This is a genomic window from Paraburkholderia kirstenboschensis (assembly GCF_032806925.1).
Taxonomy (GTDB): Bacteria; Pseudomonadota; Gammaproteobacteria; order Burkholderiales; family Burkholderiaceae; genus Paraburkholderia; species Paraburkholderia kirstenboschensis.
This window is the reverse complement of sequence record NZ_CP136513.1, coordinates 288,282-309,611: the sequence shown is the minus strand read 5'-3', so window position 1 is coordinate 309,611 and position 21,330 is coordinate 288,282. Positions and strand designations below refer to the sequence as shown.

Sequence of the window (21,330 nt, the reverse complement as noted above, 5' to 3'; positions counted from 1 at the left end):
AGCGGCGTGCGCGCCGCTACCCATTGATCAAGCGCTTTTGGCCAGACGGTAGCCGCTGCCGCGGACCGTCTCGATCATAGCATCGCAGCCGGCCGGCTTGAGCGCCGCCCGCAGACGCTTGATGTGCACGTCCACCGTGCGCTCTTCGACGAACACGTGGTCGCCCCACACCTGGTCGAGCAATTGGGTGCGGCTGTGCACGCGCTCAGGATGCGTCATGAAGAAATGCAGCAAACGGAATTCGGTCGGACCAAGATCGAGTTTGATCTCGCTGCCTTCGGCGTGCGCCGCGACACGATGCGTTGCCGGGTCGAGCTTCAACCCGTTGATCGCGACCACGTCTTCGGTCAACTGCGGCGCGCGGCGGCGCAGCACCGCCTTGATGCGCGCCATCAATTCTTTCGGGGAAAACGGCTTCGTGACGTAGTCGTCGGCGCCGATTTCGAGGCCGAGCACCTTGTCCTGTTCATCGCCGCGCGCGGTCAGCATGATGATCGGAATGTGCTTCGTACGTTCGTTGTTGCGCAGGTCGCGTGCGAACGCAATACCCGACTTGCCAGGCAGCATCCAGTCGAGCAGGACGAGGTCGGGCAATACGTCGCTGATCAGGTTCTGCGCCTGCTCGGCGTTATACGCGCGAATCGGGCAGTGTCCGGCGTGTTGAAGATTGACCGAAATCAGTTCGGAAATCGCGGGCTCATCTTCAATGACGAGAATGCTGCTGGGCATCGGCACCTCTGGTCCTTATCTCTGGATTAACTGAGTGCTTCGCGTTCGAGCGCGTCGCGCGACTTGTGCCGCACGTCCGTACCCTTCACGATGTAAATAATGAACTCGGCGATGTTCTTCGCATGGTCGCCGATCCGCTCGATGGCTTTCGCGATGAACAGAAAATCGAGGCCCACCGAAATGGAGCGCGGATCTTCGGTCATGTACGAAATCAGCTTACGCACGAACGCGCGGAATTCTTCGTCGATCGCTTTATCGTCGCGCACGATCTGCGCGGCGGCGACCGTGTCGAGACGCGCGAACGCGTCGAGCGCGCGGCGCAGAATCGACACCGCCATTTCGCCGGACAATTTGATCTCGGCGATATTGATGGTGCGCGATGCGCCGTCTTCCATCAGACGCTTGGTGCGTTTGGCGATTTTCTCGGCCTCGTCACCGGCGCGCTCCAGATTCGTGATGGTCTTCGAGATTGCGATCAGCAAGCGCAGATCACGCGCGGCCGGCTGACGGCGCGCGATGATGTTGCTGCATTCCTCGTCGATCTCCACTTCCATCGTGTTCAGGCGGTCTTCCGCCGCAATCACTTCTTCGGCGACGTCGAGATCGAACTCGTTGAGCGCCTGCATCGCTTTGACGATCTGCGATTCGACGAGGCCGCCCATTTCGAGCACCTTCGAGGAAACCAGGTTCAGATCGGCGTCGAACTGGCTGGACAGATGTTTATCGGACATGTCGTACTCCGTTGTTTTTGCCCGGCGGATTAGCCGAAGCGGCCCGTGATGTAGTCTTCGGTTTCCTTGCGCACCGGCTTGATGAAGATCTTTTCGGTGTCGCCGAATTCGATCAGTTCGCCAAGGTACATATAGGCAGTGTAGTCCGAACAGCGGGCCGCCTGTTGCATGTTGTGCGTGACGATCACCACCGTGTAATCGCTCTTCAATTCGGCGATCAGCTCTTCGATACGGCCCGTCGAAATCGGGTCCAGCGCCGAGCACGGTTCGTCGAGCAACAACACTTCCGGACGGATCGCGATGCCGCGCGCAATGCACAAACGCTGCTGCTGGCCGCCCGACAAACCGTAGCCGCTCTGGCCGAGTTTGTCCTTCACTTCGTTCCACAACGCGGCCTTCGTGAGCGCCCATTCGACGCGGTCGTCCATTTCCGAACGCGGCAGCGTTTCGAACATCTTCACGCCGAAGGCGATGTTGTCGTAGATCGACATGGGAAACGGCGTCGGCTTCTGGAACACCATGCCGATGCGCGCGCGCAGCAGCGAGATATCGCGCTTCGAGGTCAGCAGGTTTTCGCCGTCCATCAGGATCTCTCCTTCGGCGCGTTGCTCCGGATAGAGCGCGTACATCTTGTTGAACGTACGCAGCAACGTCGACTTGCCGCAACCCGACGGGCCGATGAACGCAGTCACCTTGCCTTCGGGAATTCGCAGGTTGATGTTCTTCAGCGCGTGATACTTGCCGTAGAAGAAGTTCAGGCCGTTGACCTCGATCTTCGGACGCGACGACGAAGGCTCCTGGCCGCCTTGTGCGGGATCGAAACCGGCGGGCGCAGTGGGACGCGAGATCGGATTGAGTTGAGTTTCTGCCATGTTCATCGGATTACACTCCGCCCTTACTTGTTCGTGAAGATCGCGCGCGCGAGGATGTTCAGTCCCAGCACCGCGAGCGTGATCAGGAAGACGCCGGCCCACGCGAGCGATTGCCACTGCGCGAACGGGCTCATCGCAAACTTGTAGATCGTGACCGGCAGGTTCGCGACCGGCTGGCTCATGTCGGCCGAGAAGAACTGGTTCGACAACGCGGTGAAAAGCAGCGGCGCGGTTTCGCCTGCAATACGCGCGACGGCGAGCAGCACACCGGTGACGATGCCCGCGATGGACGCCTTCAGCGTAATGGACAACACCATCTTCCACTTCGGTGTGCCGAGTGCGAACGCCGCTTCACGCAGAGCGTTCGGCACGAGTCTGAGCATGTTTTCCGTGGTGCGGATCACAATCGGAATCTGCAGCAACGCGAGCGCGAATACGCCGGCCCAGCCGCTGAAGTGTCCCATCTTCGCGACGACGAGCGCGTAGACGAACAGACCGACGACGATCGACGGCGCCGACAACAGAATGTCGTTGATGAACCGCGTGACGCTCGCGAGCAAGCCCTTCTGCCCGTATTCGGCGAGATACACGCCTGCAAGAATGCCGATCGGCGTGCCGACGAACGTTGCAAGCGCAACCAGCATCAAGCTGCCGACGATCGCGTTGGCGAGACCGCCGCCGTCGGTGTTCGGCGGCGGCGTGGACTGCGTGAACAGTTCGATCGACAAACCGCCGATACCGAGGCGCAGCGTCGTGTACAGAATCCAGATAAGCCACAACAGACCGAAGGCCATCGCGGCGAGCGACAACGTCAGCGCCATCGCGTTCTTCATGCGGCGGCGTCCCTGCAGACGCACGCGCATTTTTTCGAGCGCCGCTGCGTCGTTCGAGCCCGGCATGTTCAAGGTGGACTGGTTCATTTGGCGCCCTCCCCTTTCTCGAGGCGAAGCAGCATGATCTTCGAAATGGCCAGCACGATGAATGTAATCACGAACAGAATGAGGCCGAGTTCCATCAGTGCCGACGTATGCAAGCCCGGATCCGCTTCGGCGAATTCGTTGGCGAGCGCCGACGTGATGCTGTTGCCCGGCGAAAAGAGCGACACGTTATCGAGCAGATTCGTATTGCCGATCACGAAGGTCACGGCCATCGTCTCGCCGAGCGCGCGGCCGAGGCCGAGCATGACGCCGCCGATCACACCGCTCTTCGTGAAGGGCAGCACGATCTTCCACATCACTTCCCACGTCGTGCAGCCGATACCGTAAGCCGATTCCTTCAGCAGGACCGGCGTGACTTCGAACACGTCGCGCATCACCGAAGCGATGTACGGAATGATCATGATCGCGAGAATCACACCCGCGCACAGAATGCCGATGCCGATGGGCGCGCCCTGGAACAGCGCGCCGATCACCGGAATGCCGCCGAGCACCGCGCCGAGCGGCTTCTCGAACCACGTCGCGAAGATCGGCGCGAACACGAGCAGACCCCACATGCCGTAGACGATCGACGGAATCGCGGCGAGCAGTTCGATCGCGATGCCGAGCGGACGGCGCAGCCATGCGGGCGACAACTCCGTCAGAAAAAGCGCGATGCCGAAGCTGACGGGCACCGCGATGATGAGTGCAATGATCGACGTGGCGATCGTGCCGTAGATCGGCACGAGTGCGCCGAACTGCTTGCTCGGCGGATCCCATTGCGCGCTCCACAGGAAGCCGAGGCCGAATTGCCTGATCGACGGCATGGAAGCGACGATCAGCGAAACGATGATGCCGCCGAGCAGCAACAGCGTGACGATCGCAGCGAGGCGCGCGAGGCCGCCGAAGATCACGTCGCCGGCGCGGCTGGGCGCTTTCTGCTGCGACGCGCTGCCGGGCGGCGTCGCCCTGGGAGCGCCTGACGCGAGTTGGATATCGGACATAAGAGCCTGATGGACCTTTTCCAGTTGCCGTGCGACGTATGTCGCGCGGCCGGTAGTGCGTGTGTACCAACTAATTAATATTGCCTGGTGCCGGTACGTCGCCGGGGCGTGCCGGTCAATGCCATTGGCCGTCCTCACACGAGGACGGCCAATGTGTTACCTACAGCTGTTGCCTGCTACCTCTTCTGAGGCAACACTTACTCGGCGAGCGGTTTGCCTGCTGCGTCCTTGACCTTCGACTTCCACTGCGTGCGGATTTCCGACACGACCGATTCCGGCAGCGAGATGTAGTCGAGATCGTTCGCGGCTTGCGTGCCGTTCTTGAATGCCCAGTCGAAGAACTTCAGCGTCTCGGCGCCTTGCGGTGCCTTTTCCTGCGTCGTGTGCAACAGCACGAACGTCGCGCCGACGATCGGCCATGCGTTCTTGCCCGGCTCGTTCGTCAGGATCTGGTAGAACGACTTCGACCAGTCCGCGCCTGCTGCCGCTGCCTTGAACGTTTCCGTCTTCGGCTCGACCACTGTGCCCGTCGAATTCTTCAACGCGACGTAGGTCATGTGGTTCTGCTTCGCGTACGCCCATTCAACGTAGCCGATTGCGCCCGGCAGACGTTGCACGAAAGCGGCGACGCCGTCGTTGCCCTTGCCGCCCGTACCCGTCGGCCAGTTGACCGTCGAACCTTCACCGACCTTCGACTTCCATTCCGTGTTGACCTTCGACAGGTAGTTCGTCCAGATGAAGCTCGTGCCCGAACCGTCGGCGCGGCGAACCACGGCAATGTCCGTGTCCGGCAGCTTCGCCTTCGGGTTCAGTGCAACGATCGCCGGATCGTTCCACTTCTTGATCTTGCCCAGATAGATGTCGCCGAGCACTTCGCCCGACAGAACGAGCTCAGCCGGCTTCACGCCCGGCACGTTGACAACCGGCACCACGCCGCCGACCACCGTCGGAAACTGGAACAGGCCGTTCTTGGCGAGTTCGTCGTCCTTCAGCGGAGCGTCCGAGCCCGCGAAATCGACGGTCTTCGCGACGATCTGCTTCACGCCGCCCGACGAACCGATGCCCTGATAGTTAACCTTGCCGCCGCCGGACTTCTGATAGGCGTCGGCCCACTTCGTGTAGATCGGTGCTGCGAAGGTGCTGCCCGCGCCGGTGATGTCTGCGGCTTGCGCTGCGATCGCGAAGAGCGCGCCAGCGACGCCAGCGAACACGGTTTGCATCAATTTCATCGAAACCTCCAAGGTGTGAGCGGTGTGAGCGAGTAAGACGAACACCGCGAAGCTTAGGGTCTCTTTGTGACAGTAACGTGACGTATCGTGAAACGTACGTGACAGTGCGATTACTAGGTGAAAGGCGTCGTGGCGGCTAAATCGCCGGTTGGGCGGCGTCGTTGCCGGTGCCTGTACAGATTAGGCGAAAAAAAAATGGGGGGTGAGGGTTTGCGTGGGCGCGCTGGGGGCGCTGGGGGCGCTGCGGGCGCTGGCGTGTGGGCGCGCGGCGTGGGGTAGGAAGGGGTGGTTAGCTGCGTGGGCGCCGCGTCCGGCCAAGCTGGTCGGGCGGCTAGTCAGACTGGGTTGTGGTATGAGTGGGTTATGCGGTCGTCCGTCGCTGCCGACGCGGGATCGTCAGCGGAAAAACGCCGCGCCCCAATTCGAATGGTACGCGAGTGGAAATTCGCTCGCCGCAATCGAACTCGAGCATCGAAGGCGGGGCCCCTCGCTGGTCTGCCCCGCCCGCACATTCAGATGCCCGCTTAAGCCGTCGCCTGCTTCACCGCAGCCGCAATCGATTCGGCGTGGCGAAGCGCATCGTCGACATGTTCCGCCTCCACCATCACCCGCAGCACCGGCTCGGTGCCCGACGCGCGAATCAGCACGCGTCCGCGGCCATTGAGCGCGTCTTCAGCGTTGGCGATGGCGCGCCGGATCCCGTCGCTGCTCTTCCAGTCGGCGTCCGGTTTCATCCGCACATTGATCAGCTTTTGCGGGAACAGCGTGACGCCGTCGAGCAGTTCGGCGAGCGTCTTGTCGCTGCGCTTCATGGCGGCAAGCACGAGCAGCGCCGACACGATGCCGTCGCCAGTGGAATGGCGGTCGAGCGACAGAATGTGGCCCGAACCCTCCGCGCCGAGCTGCCAGCCGTGCTCCCGCAACTGTTCGAGCACGTAGCGGTCGCCGACCGCGGCGCGCACGAACTTGACGCCGGCCGCCTGCAACGCGACTTCGACGGCCATATTGGTCATCAAGGTGCCGACCGCGCCTTCGACCTTGCCGTCGGTCGCGATACGATCCTTCACCAGCACGTACAGCAGTTCGTCACCGTTATACAGGCGCCCTGCCGCGTCGACGACCTGCAGACGGTCAGCGTCTCCATCTAGAGCAATGCCCAGGTCAGCATGGTTCGCCCGCACCGCCCGCACGAGTGCATCCGGTGCGGTCGCACCGACGCCGTCGTTGATGTTGAAGCCGTTCGGCGCGACTCCGATCGGAATGATCTCCGCGCCGAGCTCGTGAAAGACGTGCGGCGCGACGTCATACGCGGCGCCATGCGCGCAATCGACCACCAGCTTGAGTCCCCGCAAATCGAACGCGGCAGGAAAGGTGCTTTTGCAGAATTCGATGTAGCGGCCGGCGGCGTCGTCGAGACGCCGCGCCTTGCCGAGCTGCTCGGACGCCGCGCAGGCGAGCGGCAGCTCCAGGTGCTCTTCGATCTGCGATTCCACCTCGTCGGGCAACTTGTTGCCGTCGGCGGAGAAAAATTTGATGCCGTTGTCGTAATACGGATTGTGCGACGCGCTGATCACCACGCCCGCCGCGAGCCGCAACGCGCGCGTCAGATAGGCGATGCCCGGCGTGGGCATTGGTCCGGCCAGCATCACGTCGACGCCCGCTGCGGAAAAACCCGCTTCGAGCGCAGCCTCGAGCATATAGCCCGACACCCGCGTGTCCTTACCGATCAGCACGGTTGGCCGCGTGCCCGTGCGTGCCCAACGGTCTGCACCGACCAGCACCTTGCCGGCCGCATAGCCGAGCCGCAATACAAATTCCGGCGTGATGGGCCCTTCACCGACCTTTCCCCGAATTCCGTCCGTGCCGAAATAACGACGTGCCATCTTTTATGTTCCTCCTTGGCTGTGGGTTCAACCGCGCGGGCCGGCGTGATTCGCCGCGTTGCGCAGGGCTACCCAGACTTTCAATGCGTCTACTGTTGGTGCGACGTCGTGCACGCGGAGAATCGCGGCGCCGCGCTCCGCAGCGCAAACGGCTGCAGCGATGCTGCCCGCGACGCGCTCCGGCGCGGCCCGTCCGGTGACCGCGCCGATCATCGATTTTCGCGACATGCCCGCGAGAATCGGATACGGCGGGTCGGCGCGCGGCGCCGTATCCGGCAGACACGCGAGCAGCGCGTAATTGTGCTCGACCACAGCCTTGCCAAACCCAAAACCGGGGTCAACGCTGATGCGATCGCGTGCGATGCCCGCCTGTCTGAGCGCGCCCACCCGTTCTTCCAGAAACTGCCGGACTTCGCTCACGACGTCGCCGTAAGCCGGTTCGCCCAGTTGCATGCTCTGCGGCTCGCCGAGCATATGCATGACGCACAGACCGCAGTCGCTTTCGCGGACCGCATCGACGGCGCCGGGCATGCGAAAGCCCCAAATGTCGTTGATCAGGTCGGCGCCCGCGGCGAGCGCCTGCCGCATTACTTCGGGCTTATAGGTGTCGACGGAAAGCGGCACGTTGGCGCCGCGCAGTTGTTCGACGAGCGGGATTACACGCTCGAGCTCTTCGTCGAGCGGGACAGGCGGCGCGCCAGGGCGCGTCGATTCGCCGCCTATATCGATGATGTCCGCGCCTTCGAGCAGCATGCGTTCGGCCTGGCGCAACGCATCGCCGCGCGTCGCAAATTGGCCGCCATCGGAAAAAGAATCCGGTGTGACGTTGAGGATTCCCATGACCAACGGGCGTTCAAAGCTCAGCTTGAACCGACCGCATTGCAACGGCTCCGGGATATGAGCAAAAGGAAAAGCGACTGTGGCCACGTAGCGTTACATCACTTATGACAGATAAATGCAAAGCGGGCCGGTGTGAAACACACCGGCCCGCACTTTCTACTTATAGCCGATCAGGCCGGCGCGGTCGCGCTGCCCGGCTTGACTTCGGTGCCGGGGCTGCCGCCCGACGAGGCGTCGCTTGCCGACGGCGGCGAGCTCTTCGGCGAGCGCGGCGGACGGCCTGCCATGATGTCGTTGATCTGATCGGCGTCGATCGTTTCCCACTCCATCAGCGCGGCGGTCATTGCTTCGACCTTGTCGCGGTTTTCGTCCAGCAGGCGCTTCGCGAGGTTGTATTGCTCGTCCAGCACACGCCGGATTTCGGCGTCGACCTTTTGCTGCGTTGCTTCCGAAATGGTACGCGTGAAACCACGGCCAAACGGCGTTGCGTCGTTTTCGTCGTCTACGTAGACCATCGGTCCCAACGCGTCCGTCATGCCGAAGCGAGCCACCATGGCGCGCGCGGTTTGCGTGGCCTTGTTGAAGTCGTCCGACGCGCCGGTGCTGATAAGGTTGAGGAACAACTCTTCCGCGACGCGGCCACCGAACAGGATCGCGAGACGATCCAGCAGGTAGTCTTTGGAGTACGTTTCGTTGTCATGCTCGGGCAACTGCCACGTGACGCCCAACGCACGGCCACGCGGAATGATCGTGACCTTGTGCACCGGATCGGCCTTCGGCAACAGCTTCGCAATGACGGCGTGACCCGACTCGTGATACGCGGTGGCGCGCTTCGATTCTTCGCGGATCACGGCCGACTTGCGCTCCGGACCCATGAAGATCTTGTCTTTCGCGTCTTCGAAGTCCGTCATTTCGACGATGCGCTTGCCGCGGCGCGCCGCGAACAAGGCCGCTTCGTTCACGAGGTTCGCCAGATCGGCGCCCGAGAAGCCCGGCGTGCCACGCGCGATGACCGCTGCGTCGACGTCGTTCGAAATCGGCACCTTGCGCAGGTGGACCTTCATGATGTGTTCGCGACCACGAATGTCCGGCAGACCGACATAGACCTGGCGGTCGAAACGGCCCGGACGCAACAGAGCCTTGTCGAGCACGTCCGAACGGTTCGTTGCGGCGATCACGATCACACCCGAATTCGCCTCGAAGCCGTCCATCTCGACCAGCATCTGATTCAGCGTCTGTTCGCGCTCGTCGTTACCGCCGCCCATGCCGGCACCGCGATGACGGCCGACCGCGTCGATTTCGTCGATGAACACGATGCACGGTGCATGCTTCTTCGCCTGCTCGAACATGTCGCGCACACGCGCCGCTCCGACACCGACGAACATTTCGACGAAGTCCGAACCCGAAATGCTGAAGAACGGCACTTTCGCTTCGCCGGCAATGGCGCGCGCGAGCAACGTCTTACCGGTTCCCGGCGGGCCCACCAGCAACACGCCGCGCGGAATGCGGCCACCCAGCTTCTGGAACTTCTGCGGGTCGCGCAGGAAATCGACCAGCTCGGAGACTTCTTCCTTCGCTTCGTCGCAACCGGCGACGTCGGTGAAATTGATCGCGTTGTTGTTTTCGTCGATCAGCCGCGCGCGCGACTTACCGAACGAGAAGGCGCCGCCTTTCCCGCCCCCCTGCATCTGTCGCATCATGTAGAACCAGAAACCGATGATCAGAATCGTCGGCCCGAGGTAATACAGCGCGGAAACCAGCGCATTGGGTTCGTCGTCAGCCTTGCCGCTTACCTGAACGCCATACTTCATCAGATCGCCGACCATCCAGATGTCGCCGGGCGACACGATCTGGTACTTCTGGCCGTCTGCTGGAGTGACCGTGAGGTTCCGCCCCTGGACAATGACGTTCTTGACTTTGCCGTTCTTCGCGTCGTCCATGAACTGCGAATAGGAAACGCCTTCCTGGACACGGGGCTTGTCGAACTGCTTGAACACCGTAAATAGCACCAGTGCGATAACCAGCCACACTGCTGCTTTCGAAAACATATTGTTGTTCAAAGCACCACTCCTTCACTTAGACGGGCGCCTACATTTGCCTTGCGGCACCACGAAAGCATTCTAATCCAGTCCGCAGACCCCTGCCATAAGGTTTCGCTACCACAGAAATAGCGTAGCGGGCTGTAACGGCGGAAATTTCCACCGTCATCAGCGCATTTATAGACAGACGCTGAACCAATCTCACACCCTACGTGGGCCGCGCTACGCGGGCCGTTTCAATTGCTTACCCAAAATAAACGTTTCGGACGACTTGTCCCGCGAAGCCTTCGGCTTGCGGGCAGCCACCACCTTGAACTGGCGCTTGAACTTTTCGACAATCTGGCTGTAACCACTGCCGTGAAAGCATTTGACTAAAAGGGCTCCATCCGGTTTTAGGTGATTCTGCGAGAATTCCAGCGCGAGATCGCACAAATGCTCGATTCGCGCGGCATCCGCCAAGGCCACTCCCGACAGGTTGGGCGCCATATCCGAAATTACAAGGTCAACCTGACGTTCTCCCACTAATTCTTCCAACTGGGCCAGCACCGAGTCTTCGCGAAAGTCGCCCTGAATGAAGTGGACGTCGGCGACCGGCTCCATCGGCAGCAAGTCGAGCGCGATGATCGTGCCGTCGATCCCACCTTCACGCTCGGCGTCGCGCCGGGACCCTTTGGCGAGTTTGTTGCGCGCGTACTGGCTCCAGCTGCCCGGCGTGGAGCCCAGATCGACGATGACCTGACCCGGGCGGATCAGCTTGTCCTGCTCGTCGATTTCCTTCAGCTTGTAAGCAGCGCGGGCGCGATAACCTTCCCGCTGCGCCATTTTTACGTAAGGATCGTTGATGTGGTCATGCAACCACGCCGTGTTGAACTTGTTTTTTGCCATTAAACGTTGAACTCTTGCTGCGTCATGTCACGCTTTAGCGGATAATACGCGGTTAATTCGCGCGGCGACCGCCAAAAACCGGCGGTTATCCGCGATTCTGTTGTTCTGACGCGCCGCCTGCCCTACTGTCCCATTCGCATCCCGATTGCGCCAAACCGAATCAATCGAAAGACGGGATAGGCCACGCAGGCGCTGCCATTTTAGTCGAGTCTCCCACTTCACATGCCCGCCCTCAAAGTCTCTTCCGACCAACGCGCCGAGTTGCGCTCCCAGGCACATGCGCTCAAACCGGTCGTGCTCGTCGGCGCCGAAGGTCTGACCGACGCCGTGCTCGCCGAGATCAAGGTTCACCTCGCCGCTCATCAGCTGATCAAGATTCGTGTGTTCGGCGACGAACGCGAAGAACGCATCGCCATTTACGAACAGATTTGCGACACGCTGAACGCCGCGCCGATCCAGCATATCGGCAAGCTGCTGGTTATCTGGAAGCCGGAGGCCGCGGCGCAGCCCGCAGTAAAGGGCAAGCGCGGCGCATTGCCGAGCGCCCGCGAAGCCGCTGTCGAAGCCAAGCCTGGTAAGGGCCGCGCACCACGCGTGGTCAAAGTCGTGAAGCCTAGCGAAGTGCCCATGCGCAAACCGAAGGCGAAAGCCGTGCTGGTGCGCGGAAACGAACGCGTCACGCAAGGCGGCAACATCAAACGCGCGAAAAAGCGGCAAACCAGCGCCAAGCGTGCGCATCAATCGAAATAAGCAAGCGTATGAACAGGTGCGGCGAGATCCGCACCTCTTGCGTGCGACCAGCCTCAACTTCACGGTTTGGCCGCCCTCGCTTCGCATGGCGTGCTGGCGGCGCAAGCGAGCACCACCAGCAACAGCCGCCCGTCGGGGCTTTTAGCCAGCCACTTTCCCGGAAACATCGGGAGCGCCCTGCTGCACCGAGCCGGCTCCCGCGCCCACCGGCAGCTTCCAGACGAGAACCACGCCGAGCAGGCTTTCAATCAGATAGAACAGACTCGAAACACCGTGCAGCATGCCGAAGCGCGCCGCATATGCGGAATGCCCGACATCGGTACCCGCCTCGAGCGCGGCGATACGCATGGCATTCATGAACGGCTGCAGCGCGAAATAACCCACCAGCACGCACACCAGCATTCCCGCGACAAGCCAGCGCAACCGGCGATACGCGTTGCCGCCGCGCCGGATCACCACGTTCGCGAGACCGAGCAGCAGAATGCCGCACACGGCGCCGAGCAGTCCTTCGATGCGAAACAGTTGTGCGGCCACCGCACCCGCCGTTGTCCGGTCGAGCGAAGTGAACAGCACAGGCGCGACGGCATAGCCGATAGTCAACAGGCTGCCGACCCAAACGACCGTCAGCAGACGGAAAATTCGATGCGGCATCATGGACACCGTAGCCGCCCTCAAACGTAGCTAACCGCGATGATTTCGTACTCGCGCACGCCGCCGGGCGCCTGCACCGACGCCACGTCGCCTTCCGACTTGCCGATCAGCGCGCGCGCAATCGGCGAGCTGATGGAGATGAGGCCGTGGTCGATATCCGCTTCGTCGTCGCCAACGATCTGATATTTGACCGACGCGCCCGAGCCCAGATCTTCGAGTTCGACCGTTGCGCCGAACACCACGCGGCCGTCCGCGTCCACCTTGGACGGATCGATCACCTGCGCGCCGGCCAGCTTCGATTCGATCTCTGCGATGCGGCCCTCGATAAAGCCCTGCTTTTCCTTCGCTGCGTCGTATTCTGCGTTTTCCGACAGGTCGCCCTGCGCGCGCGCTTCCGAGATCGAGTTGATCACGGCGGGACGTTCAACCGATTTCAGGCGCTGCAATTCGTCGCGCAACATGTCTGCGCCGCGCTTAGTCAATGGAATAGTGCTCATAAACAACTCTCGTGAAAACGCCGGGCCGCTTCAAATTCGCTGAGCCCCGCGCGGCATCTGACGCCAAAGCGACAGATGCGGGGGCGCTTTGGAACAAAAAGCGGCCTTAAAAAAACACCGCGGTTAAGTGCATTCCGTAGGAGCCGGGGACCCGGGGAAAACCCGGATCACAGCACCTGCGGAACGCCGCTTAACCGCGGCACTTACATCTTGGACAGGTATTCGAGGCCTTAGTTTAGGCGAGCGTGCAAGCCTTGTAAATCATAGACTTCCAGGTCCTTCAGGTAGCGCAAGCCTTCGACGGCCGCGCGCGCGCCCGACATGGTCGTGTAGTACGTGACCTTGTTCGCCTGCGCGCTCATGCGGATAGAGCGCGAATCGGCGATCGCGGCGCGCGTCTCGTCGACGGTCGTGAAGACCAGCGCAATTTCACCGTTCTTGATCATGTCGACGATGTGCGGGCGGCCATCCTTCACCTTGTTCACGACCTTGACCGGCACGCCGGCCGCTTCGATCGCAGCAGCCGTGCCCTTGGTCGCGACGATCGGATAACCGAGTTCGTGCAGCATGCGCGCAACTTCGACGGCCTTCGGCTTGTCGGCGTCCATCACGGTCAACAGCACCGTGCCCGACTCGGGCAGACGCGAGCCCGCCGCCAGCTGCGACTTGAAGAGCGCCTCGCCGAACGTTTGGCCGACGCCCATCACTTCGCCGGTCGAACGCATTTCCGGTCCGAGCACGGGGTCGACAGCCGGGAACTTGACGAACGGGAACACCGCTTCCTTCACGCTGAAGTAAGGCGGATCGATTTCCTTCGTCACGCCTTGCTCCGCGAGCTTTTGACCGACCATCGCGCGCGCTGCGATTTTCGCGAGCGGCAGGCTGGTCGCCTTCGACACGTACGGTACCGTGCGCGAAGCGCGCGGATTCACTTCCAGCACGTAAATGATGTCCTGCTTCGAGCCGTCGGCCTGCGGCACTTGCTGAATCGCGAACTGCACGTTCATCAGGCCGACCACGTTCAGCGCCTTCGCCATTGCGCCGGTTTGGCGCTTGAGCTCAGCAACGGTTTCGCCCGACAGCGAGTACGGCGGCAGCGAGCAAGCCGAGTCGCCCGAATGCACGCCCGCCTGTTCGATATGCTCCATCACGCCGCCGATGAACACCGCTTCGCCGTCGGAAATGCAATCCACGTCGCATTCGATTGCGTCGTTCAGGAAGCGGTCGAGCAGCACCGGCGAGTCGTTTGACACCTTCACGGCCTCGCGCATGTAGCGCTCGAGGTCGCGCGGCTCGTGGACGATTTCCATTGCGCGGCCGCCCAGCACGTACGACGGACGCACCACCAGCGGGTAGCCGATTTCGTCGGCGAGCTTGAGCGCTTCGTCTTCGGCGCGGGCGGTACGGTTCGGCGGCTGGCGCAGGCCGAGGTCTTGCAGCAGCTTCTGGAAACGCTCGCGGTCTTCGGCCGCGTCGATCATGTCGGGCGACGTGCCGATGATCGGCACACCGTTCGCTTCGAGATCGAGCGCGAGCTTCAGCGGCGTCTGGCCGCCGTATTGCACGATCACGCCGACCGGCTTTTCCTTGTCGACGATTTCGAGCACGTCTTCGAGCGTCAGCGATTCGAAGTACAGACGATCGGACGTGTCGTAGTCGGTTGAAACGGTTTCAGGGTTGCAGTTGACCATGATCGTTTCGTAGCCGTCTTCGCGCATGGCGAGCGCGGCGTGCACGCAGCAGTAGTCGAACTCGATGCCCTGGCCGATCCGGTTCGGGCCGCCGCCCAGGACCATGATCTTCTTGTTGTTCGTCGGATTCGCCTCGCACTCTTCCTCGTAGGTCGAATACATGTAGGCGGTTTTCGTAGCGAACTCGGCCGCGCACGTATCGACGCGCTTGTACACCGGGCGCACGTTCAGCTGAATCCGGCGAGCGCGCACTTCCGCGGGCTTCGCGCCGACTAGCTTCGCGAGACGCCGGTCGGAGAAACCGCTTTGCTTCAGATACTTCAGTTCTTCCTTCGAGAGGCTCGCGAGCGTACGGCCGGCCAGCGCCTTTTCCTTCAGAACGATCTGTTCGATCTGCGCGAGGAACCACGGGTCGATCGACGTCTCTTCGAAGATTTCCCGCGCCGTCATGCCGATTCGGAACGCGTCGCCGACGTACCAGATACGGTCCGGACCGGCTTCGCCGATTTCGCGGATGATCTCGTCGCGGTTATCGGTCTTTTCGTCCAGACCGTCGACGCCAACTTCAAGACCGCGCAGCGCTTTCTGGAACGACTCCTGGAAAGTGCGGCCAATCGCCATGACTTCGCCGACCGACTTCATTTGCGTGGTCAGACGCGAATCGGCTTCGCGGAATTTCTCGAACGCGAAACGCGGAATCTTGGTGACGACGTAGTCGATCGTCGGTTCGAACGATGCGGGCGTCTGGCCGCCGGTGATTTCATTCTTCAGTTCGTCGAGCGTGTAGCCGACTGCGAGCTTGGCCGCGACCTTGGCAATCGGGAAGCCGGTTGCCTTCGACGCCAGCGCCGACGAACGCGACACGCGCGGATTCATTTCGATCACGATCATCCGGCCGTCTTTCGGGTTGATCGAGAACTGCACGTTCGAACCGCCGGTATCCACGCCGATCTCGCGCAGCACCGCGAGCGACGCGTTACGCAGAACCTGATATTCCTTGTCCGTGAGCGTTTGAGCCGGCGCGACGGTTATCGAGTCGCCGGTGTGGATGCCCATCGGGTCCAGGTTTTCAATCGAGCAAACGATGATGCAGTTGTCCTGCTTGTCGCGGACCACTTCCATCTCATATTCTTTCCAGCCGAGCAGCGATTCTTCGATCAGCAACTCGCGCGTGGGCGACAGGTCGAGACCGCGCTTGCAGATTTCCTCGAACTCTTCGCGGTTGTACGCGATGCCGCCGCCCGAGCCGCCAAGGGTGAACGAAGGACGGATCACGACCGGATAACCGCCGCTGCCGGTTTCCACTGCAATGCGTGCCTGGACCTGCAGCGCTTCTTCCATGGAATGCGCGGTGCCCGATTTGGCCGAACCGAGGCCGATCTTGGTCATCGCGTCTTTGAACTTCTGGCGGTCTTCCGCCTTGTCGATGGCTTCGGGCGACGCGCCGATCAACTCGACCTTGTACTTGTCCAGCACACCGTGCGCGTGCAGATCGAGCGCGCAGTTCAGCGCGGTCTGGCCGCCCATCGTCGGCAGGATCGCGTCCGGGCGCTCCTTTGCGATGATGCGCTCGACCACTTCCCACGTGATCGGCTCGATGTAGGTCACGTCGGCCGTGTTCGGGTCGGTCATGATCGTCGCCGGATTGCTGTTGACGAGGATGACCTTGTAGCCTTCCTCACGCAGCGCCTTGCATGCCTGCGCGCCCGAGTAATCGAACTCGCACGCCTGGCCGATGATGATCGGACCCGCGCCGATAATGAGAATGCTCTTGATGTCTGTCCGCTTGGGCATAACGCTCTCGCTAATGTATTCCTGAATTCTTTCCGTCAGCGCGCGCCGCGTGGGCGTTGCGCGCGCTTTGCCTCTCGCTGCTTCTGGCCGTGCCCGTTATGCCGCCGCGGTCTTGCCGGCCTTCTTCGCGTCCATCAAGGCGGTGAAGCGGTCGAACAGATAGGCGATGTCGTGCGGGCCCGGCGACGCTTCCGGATGGCCCTGGAAGCAGAACGCCGGCTTGTCGCTCAAAGCGAAGCCTTGCAGCGTGCCGTCGAAGAGCGACACGTGCGTGACGCGCGCGTTGGCGGGCAGCGTGTCGGCGTCGACTGCGAAGCCGTGGTTTTGCGACGTAATGATCACGCGGCCGTCTTCCAGATCTTTCACCGGATGGTTGGCGCCGTGGTGGCCGGTTTTCATCTTCACGGTTTTGGCGCCGAGCGCGAGGCCCATGATCTGATGGCCGAGGCAGATGCCGAACGTAGGAATGCCACGCTCGATCAGTTCCTTCGTGGCCGCGATGGCGTAGTCGCACGGCTCAGGATCGCCCGGGCCGTTCGACAGGAAGATGCCGTCCGGATTGAGCGCGAGCGCGTCTGCGGCGGAGGCTTCTGCCGGCAGCACGGTAACGTGACAGCCACGCTCAGCGAGCATGCGCAGGATGTTGTACTTGACGCCGTAGTCGAACGCGACGACGCGATACGTCGGCGCATTCAGCTTGCCGTAGCCGCTTTCCAGACGCCATTCGGTCTGCGTCCATTCGTAAGTTTCTTTCGTCGACACGACCTTCGCGAGGTCCATGCCCGCGAGGCCGGGGAAAGAGCGTGCGAGTTCGATAGCGCGGGCTTCGTCGTCCGAACCGGCGAGGATCGCGCCGTTTTGCGCGCCTTTGTCACGCAGGACGCGGGTCAGCTTGCGGGTGTCGAGGCCGGCGATTGCGACCACACCTTCGTCCTGCAGATATTGCGTGAGCGTGCGCTCCATGCGGAAGTTCGACGCGAGAACCGGCAGGTCGCGAATGATCAGCCCGGCGGCATGGACTTTCGTCGCTTCGACGTCTTCGGCGTTCACGCCGACGTTACCGATATGCGGGTACGTGAGGGTCACGATCTGGCGCGCGTAGCTCGGGTCAGTCAGAATTTCCTGATAGCCGGTGATAGCGGTGTTGAACACCACTTCGCCGATGGTATGCCCGGGGGCGCCGATCGAATAACCACGAAAGACCGTGCCGTCGGCGAGCGCGAGCAGAGCGGGAGAAAATGACGGCAACACGGGAGACTCCTTGGGGGAACACCCTGTTGCCGACCTGCCTATCCGGTTTGCGAGCCGCAGCGGACGGCATCATGCGATGCGCGCGCAGACTCGCTCGCGTACTGCCGTTGACGTTGCAAGGCGCGCGCGAGGTGTCCGATGTGTCCATTTTGTGGACGGAACGGCTTGATGCGGGCTGCTTGCTACGCCAGTGGCGCGCGGCGGATGAACGGTATGGAAGAGGTAGGCGCTAGGGTGCGGGTTGATAAGCTCAAACCTCGGGATTATAGCGTGAGACTGCCCTTCTCTCCAAATCCGAGATGGCGCGCCGATCCCTCGGGGACGCACGAAAAACGAGTCAAAGCCGCACGGGGCGCGGCCCGCGCGGCAAGCCGGCAAGTTTTACGTTGCCGGATTCAGGATGGTGCGAGCCATAGTGCGTCCGCCTCGCGGCTCCCGGCAAATCGCTGCAGGAAGGCTCACGCATCCTGTTGAGCGTGGGCGGCGGCGTGCACCGGCTTCCGTCCCGGGAGTACGTACCAGACTGCGCTCAGCACCTGAAACGCGATGAGAATCCCCCACGCCGCGAGATGAGCGGCCGCCGGATAATGGCCGCCTCTCGCCGGCCAATGCGACAGGACGGCGCCCACGCCGATCTGAAAACCGAAGATCAACAGAAAAATGATCAATGTCAGTGTGGTGTTCACGCGGCCGATCATCTGCGCTGGAAAGCTGCGCGCCATTACCGCATACGTGAGAATGCCCGTACCGCCGAAGATGCCGTACGCCGCCCACAGCAAGCTCGCCGGAAGCGGCGCATTGAACACGATCAGCAACTGGGTCAGCACATACAGCGCCATGCCGATACCGCAAACCGCATACAGCGATACGCCGCGCCGCTCGAGACTGCGGGCCGCTGCGCCAAAGCCGACGCAACCGGCCATCATCGCGAAACCGAGAATTGACACCAGCGCGGCAGCTTCCCGCGGCTCGAAGCCCTGGACGTCGCGCAGCCATCCGCCGACCCATAACGATTGCATCGCATAGAAAACGCCCTGCGTGACGACCGAAAACGACGCGATTTTCCAGAACGCCGCGCTCCGCAGGATATGCAGCGTGCCCTGAAACTGCGCGCCGATACTCGCCTGATGACGGGTTTCATTCGTTTCAGGAGCAAGCATCCACTGCGCGAGAGCCACGGCGACCGTCAACAGACCGAGCCCGACGCAAACCGAGCGCCAGCTGCTAAAGGTGAGCACCCATGTGAGCGGCGAGCCGACCATGACTCCGCCGAAGCCGCCGAGCGCCATGACGAGCCCGTTCATCAGCGGCAGGCGCGCCGACGCGAAATGCTGCGCCAACGCCTTGAATGCAGCGCCGAGGCACACCGATACGCCGACGCCGATGAGCAGCCGCCCCGCCATCATCATCCCGAGGCTGTGGGCCGCGCCGAACACCCAGATTCCCGCAGCGGCAAACAGCAAGGTGACAGCCGTCACGCGCCGGGGGCCGAAATGGTCGAGCAACACGCCGGCCGGGATCTGCGCGCCCGCGAAGCCCAGGAAGTACAGACTGGTCAGCACGCCGAGATCGGCCGCGGACAATCCGAGATCGCGAGTGATAAACGGCGCAAAACCTAGATTGACGCCCCGGAACACATAGGACACGAAATAACCAGCAGAAAACAGCAGAAAGACGCGCAACTGGGTCGACGACATACGCTCTTATATTTGGTTGGCCGCAGGCTAGATGACGAACGATATCGGAATTCGGCGGTGTTCGCCGACGACCCCGCAAATGGAAAACGCCGTCACCACAGGATGACGGCGTCGAAAAAACGGGATGTGCGATTGCGGCGGGACGGTTGCGCGAGCCCCAAACGCAAGGGGACTCAATAGCCGTTGTGGTGCTTATTTGCTCTTCTTTGCCTTGCCCGACGTGGAAGCCGACACTTTGGTCACCTTGCCAGCAGCAGGAGCGGCAGATGCTTTCGATTTGCCGGCCTTGGCGACCGGCTCTGACACCTTCACCACAGCCGAGTGGCCACGCCCCTTCTTTGTGTCGTTGTGCGATTCGCCTTTCGAACCGCCCACGCGCGTGCCAATCTTCTGGACCCCGCCACCCTGGACGTCGGTCGCGATGCGCTCAGGACCCGGTTCACTCGGGACAGCCCTGCCGACCGGCACATGCAGCACGATGACCTGGCCGCGCGACACGTTATCGCGATGTGTGCGATTCCACGACTTCAACTGGCCGACGGACACGCCATAACGCAATGCGATAGCCGCCATGGACTGATTGCGGCGCACGCGGATCAGCATCTTGCGGGTGTCGGGAACGTCCGGCTCCATAGCCAGCACAGCGCTTTCGGCGACGTCCGCACTGATGTCCTCGTCGTCATCCGAAGCGCGCGGCACGACGATTGTGGAACCCGGCTTCAGACGCATGCCGACCGGAATCTTGTTCACTTCCATCAGCGTGTCGGCATCGACACCAATCTTTTGCGCGATTGCCGCCGGCGCCGAACGCTCGGTGACCGTGTACGTGGTCCACGACGACAGCGAACCGGAGTACGTTTTCAGATTGCGCTCGAACGCGCTCGCGTTGTCAAACGGCAGCAGGATTTGCGGCTGCGTCGCGCCAAGGATCACCGGCTTTCTGAACGACGGGTTCAACGAACGGAATTCGTCGAGCGAGAGGTTAGCCAGTTTGGCGGCCGTGTCCACGTCGATATCGTGCGAAGTGGTAACGGTCACGAAATACGGGTGATTCGGAATCGACGGCAACGCGAGCCCGTACATTTGCGGGTTCGTCACGATGTTCTTGACCGCCTGCAACTTCGGCACGTAGTTGCGCGTTTCGTTGGGCATGCGCAGGCTCAGATAGTCTGTCGGCAAGCCCGCCGCTTCGTTGCGCGCAATTGCGCGCTGCACATTGCCCTCACCCCAGTTGTACGCAGCAAGTGCCAGTTGCCAGTCGCCGAACATGTCGTGCAGGCGTGACAGATAGTCGAGCGCGGCACTGGTCGACGCCAGCACGTCGCGGCGCTCGTCCTGCCACATATTCTGCTTGAGGTTGTAGGTACGGCCGGTACCCGGCATGAATTGCCACATGCCGGCCGCTTTCGCCACCGACAACGCCTGCGGGCTGTACGCCGATTCGATGAATGGCAGCAACGCGAGCTCGGTCGGCATATGGCGCGCCTCGAGCTCTTCGACGATGTGGTACAGGTATTTCTGCGAGCGCTCAGTCATGCGCTGCACGTAGTCCGGACGCTGCGCGTACCAGTTGACCTGCATGTCGACCAGGTCTGTTTGCAGATCGGGCATCTGGAAACCACGGCGAATGCGGCCCCACAAATCGGCGTCGGCGCTCGTCAACTGCGTGACTGAGCCCTTGTCGACGTTGATGGTTTCCTTGGCGGTGGCTGTCTTGCGAAGTGCGTCGGCTACGGCTTGCTGGCTGGCGGGATTTGTTGCGGTGGTGGCGCTGATCGTCGTTGGTCCCTGGCTCGCGCAGGCGGCGAGCGTCAGGACCAGCAACGCACTAAAGATAAATCGCATGAACGTCTCGGCTTCCACAAGGGCTGGA

The 21,330-nt window shown here is 61.9% G+C and carries 17 protein-coding genes; 1 reads left to right on the top strand and 16 read right to left on the bottom strand.

Annotated features, from left to right (window positions below; genetic code table 11):
* Nucleotides 1–27: 27 nt before the first annotated feature.
* The 10 genes from phoB to RW095_RS24040 form a co-directional block, all read right to left on the bottom strand.
* Nucleotides 28–729 (bottom strand): phosphate regulon transcriptional regulator PhoB, encoded by a 702-nt coding sequence (gene phoB / locus RW095_RS24085; protein ID WP_006051991.1) that lies wholly within the window; start codon nucleotides 727–729, stop codon nucleotides 28–30.
* Nucleotides 730–755: 26 nt separating this feature from the next.
* Nucleotides 756–1,460 carry a phosphate signaling complex protein PhoU gene (gene phoU, locus RW095_RS24080; protein WP_128586864.1) on the bottom strand — a complete coding sequence of 235 codons (705 nt, stop codon included), beginning with the start codon at nucleotides 1,458–1,460 and terminating at the stop codon, nucleotides 756–758.
* Between the two features lie 29 nt (nucleotides 1,461–1,489).
* Nucleotides 1,490–2,338, bottom strand: coding sequence for a phosphate ABC transporter ATP-binding protein PstB (gene pstB / locus RW095_RS24075; RefSeq protein WP_317021449.1), 849 nt, complete (start codon nucleotides 2,336–2,338; stop codon nucleotides 1,490–1,492).
* Between the two features lie 17 nt (nucleotides 2,339–2,355).
* Nucleotides 2,356–3,252 carry a phosphate ABC transporter permease PstA gene (gene pstA, locus RW095_RS24070; protein ID WP_317021448.1) on the bottom strand — a complete coding sequence of 299 codons (897 nt, stop codon included), beginning with the start codon at nucleotides 3,250–3,252 and terminating at the stop codon, nucleotides 2,356–2,358.
* On the bottom strand, nucleotides 3,249–4,250 hold the full coding sequence (gene pstC / locus RW095_RS24065; RefSeq protein WP_128586871.1) for a phosphate ABC transporter permease PstC: 1,002 nt from the start codon (nucleotides 4,248–4,250) through the stop codon (nucleotides 3,249–3,251). Before pstC ends, pstA begins: the two co-directional genes overlap by 4 nt.
* A 197-nt stretch (nucleotides 4,251–4,447) precedes the next feature.
* Entirely contained in the window at nucleotides 4,448–5,479 is a 1,032-nt protein-coding gene (gene pstS / locus RW095_RS24060) for a phosphate ABC transporter substrate-binding protein PstS (RefSeq protein ID WP_317021447.1), read from the bottom strand.
* A 524-nt stretch (nucleotides 5,480–6,003) separates the two neighbouring features.
* On the bottom strand, nucleotides 6,004–7,362 hold the full coding sequence (glmM, locus tag RW095_RS24055) for a phosphoglucosamine mutase (RefSeq protein WP_317021446.1): 1,359 nt from the start codon (nucleotides 7,360–7,362) through the stop codon (nucleotides 6,004–6,006).
* A gap of 27 nt (nucleotides 7,363–7,389) precedes the next feature.
* Nucleotides 7,390–8,289, bottom strand: coding sequence for a dihydropteroate synthase (folP, locus tag RW095_RS24050; RefSeq protein ID WP_317021445.1), 900 nt, complete (start codon nucleotides 8,287–8,289; stop codon nucleotides 7,390–7,392).
* A gap of 83 nt (nucleotides 8,290–8,372) precedes the next feature.
* A complete protein-coding gene (gene ftsH / locus RW095_RS24045; RefSeq protein WP_006051983.1) occupies nucleotides 8,373–10,262 on the bottom strand; it encodes an ATP-dependent zinc metalloprotease FtsH in 1,890 nt (629 codons plus the stop codon).
* A 201-nt stretch (nucleotides 10,263–10,463) separates the two neighbouring features.
* Entirely contained in the window at nucleotides 10,464–11,126 is a 663-nt protein-coding gene (locus RW095_RS24040) for an RlmE family RNA methyltransferase (protein ID WP_128586408.1), read from the bottom strand.
* Between the two features lie 222 nt (nucleotides 11,127–11,348).
* On the opposite strand from RW095_RS24040, the gene RW095_RS24035 reads away from it, so the two are divergent.
* The gene (locus tag RW095_RS24035) at nucleotides 11,349–11,876 is read left to right on the top strand and encodes a YhbY family RNA-binding protein (RefSeq protein ID WP_027776521.1); all 528 of its coding nucleotides are present in this window, start codon (nucleotides 11,349–11,351) and stop codon (nucleotides 11,874–11,876) included.
* A 141-nt stretch (nucleotides 11,877–12,017) separates the two neighbouring features.
* Here the strand turns inward: RW095_RS24035 and RW095_RS24030 are convergent, their stop codons facing one another.
* The 6 genes from RW095_RS24030 to RW095_RS24005 form a co-directional block, all read right to left on the bottom strand.
* Nucleotides 12,018–12,527 carry a DUF4149 domain-containing protein gene (locus RW095_RS24030; protein WP_317022659.1) on the bottom strand — a complete coding sequence of 170 codons (510 nt, stop codon included), beginning with the start codon at nucleotides 12,525–12,527 and terminating at the stop codon, nucleotides 12,018–12,020.
* 20 nt (nucleotides 12,528–12,547) lie between these two features.
* A complete protein-coding gene (greA, locus tag RW095_RS24025) occupies nucleotides 12,548–13,024 on the bottom strand; it encodes a transcription elongation factor GreA (RefSeq protein ID WP_027776519.1) in 477 nt (158 codons plus the stop codon).
* Between the two features lie 230 nt (nucleotides 13,025–13,254).
* Nucleotides 13,255–16,509, bottom strand: coding sequence for a carbamoyl-phosphate synthase large subunit (carB, locus tag RW095_RS24020; RefSeq protein WP_317021444.1), 3,255 nt, complete (start codon nucleotides 16,507–16,509; stop codon nucleotides 13,255–13,257).
* A gap of 96 nt (nucleotides 16,510–16,605) precedes the next feature.
* Nucleotides 16,606–17,760: a glutamine-hydrolyzing carbamoyl-phosphate synthase small subunit gene (carA, locus tag RW095_RS24015; protein ID WP_317021443.1), complete on the bottom strand. Its 1,155-nt coding sequence runs from the start codon at nucleotides 17,758–17,760 to the stop codon at nucleotides 16,606–16,608.
* Between the two features lie 458 nt (nucleotides 17,761–18,218).
* Nucleotides 18,219–19,457 carry an MFS transporter gene (locus RW095_RS24010; RefSeq protein WP_317021442.1) on the bottom strand — a complete coding sequence of 413 codons (1,239 nt, stop codon included), beginning with the start codon at nucleotides 19,455–19,457 and terminating at the stop codon, nucleotides 18,219–18,221.
* Between the two features lie 192 nt (nucleotides 19,458–19,649).
* The gene (locus RW095_RS24005) at nucleotides 19,650–21,302 is read right to left on the bottom strand and encodes a transglycosylase SLT domain-containing protein (protein WP_317021441.1); all 1,653 of its coding nucleotides are present in this window, start codon (nucleotides 21,300–21,302) and stop codon (nucleotides 19,650–19,652) included.
* Between the last annotated feature and the right edge of the window lie 28 nt (nucleotides 21,303–21,330).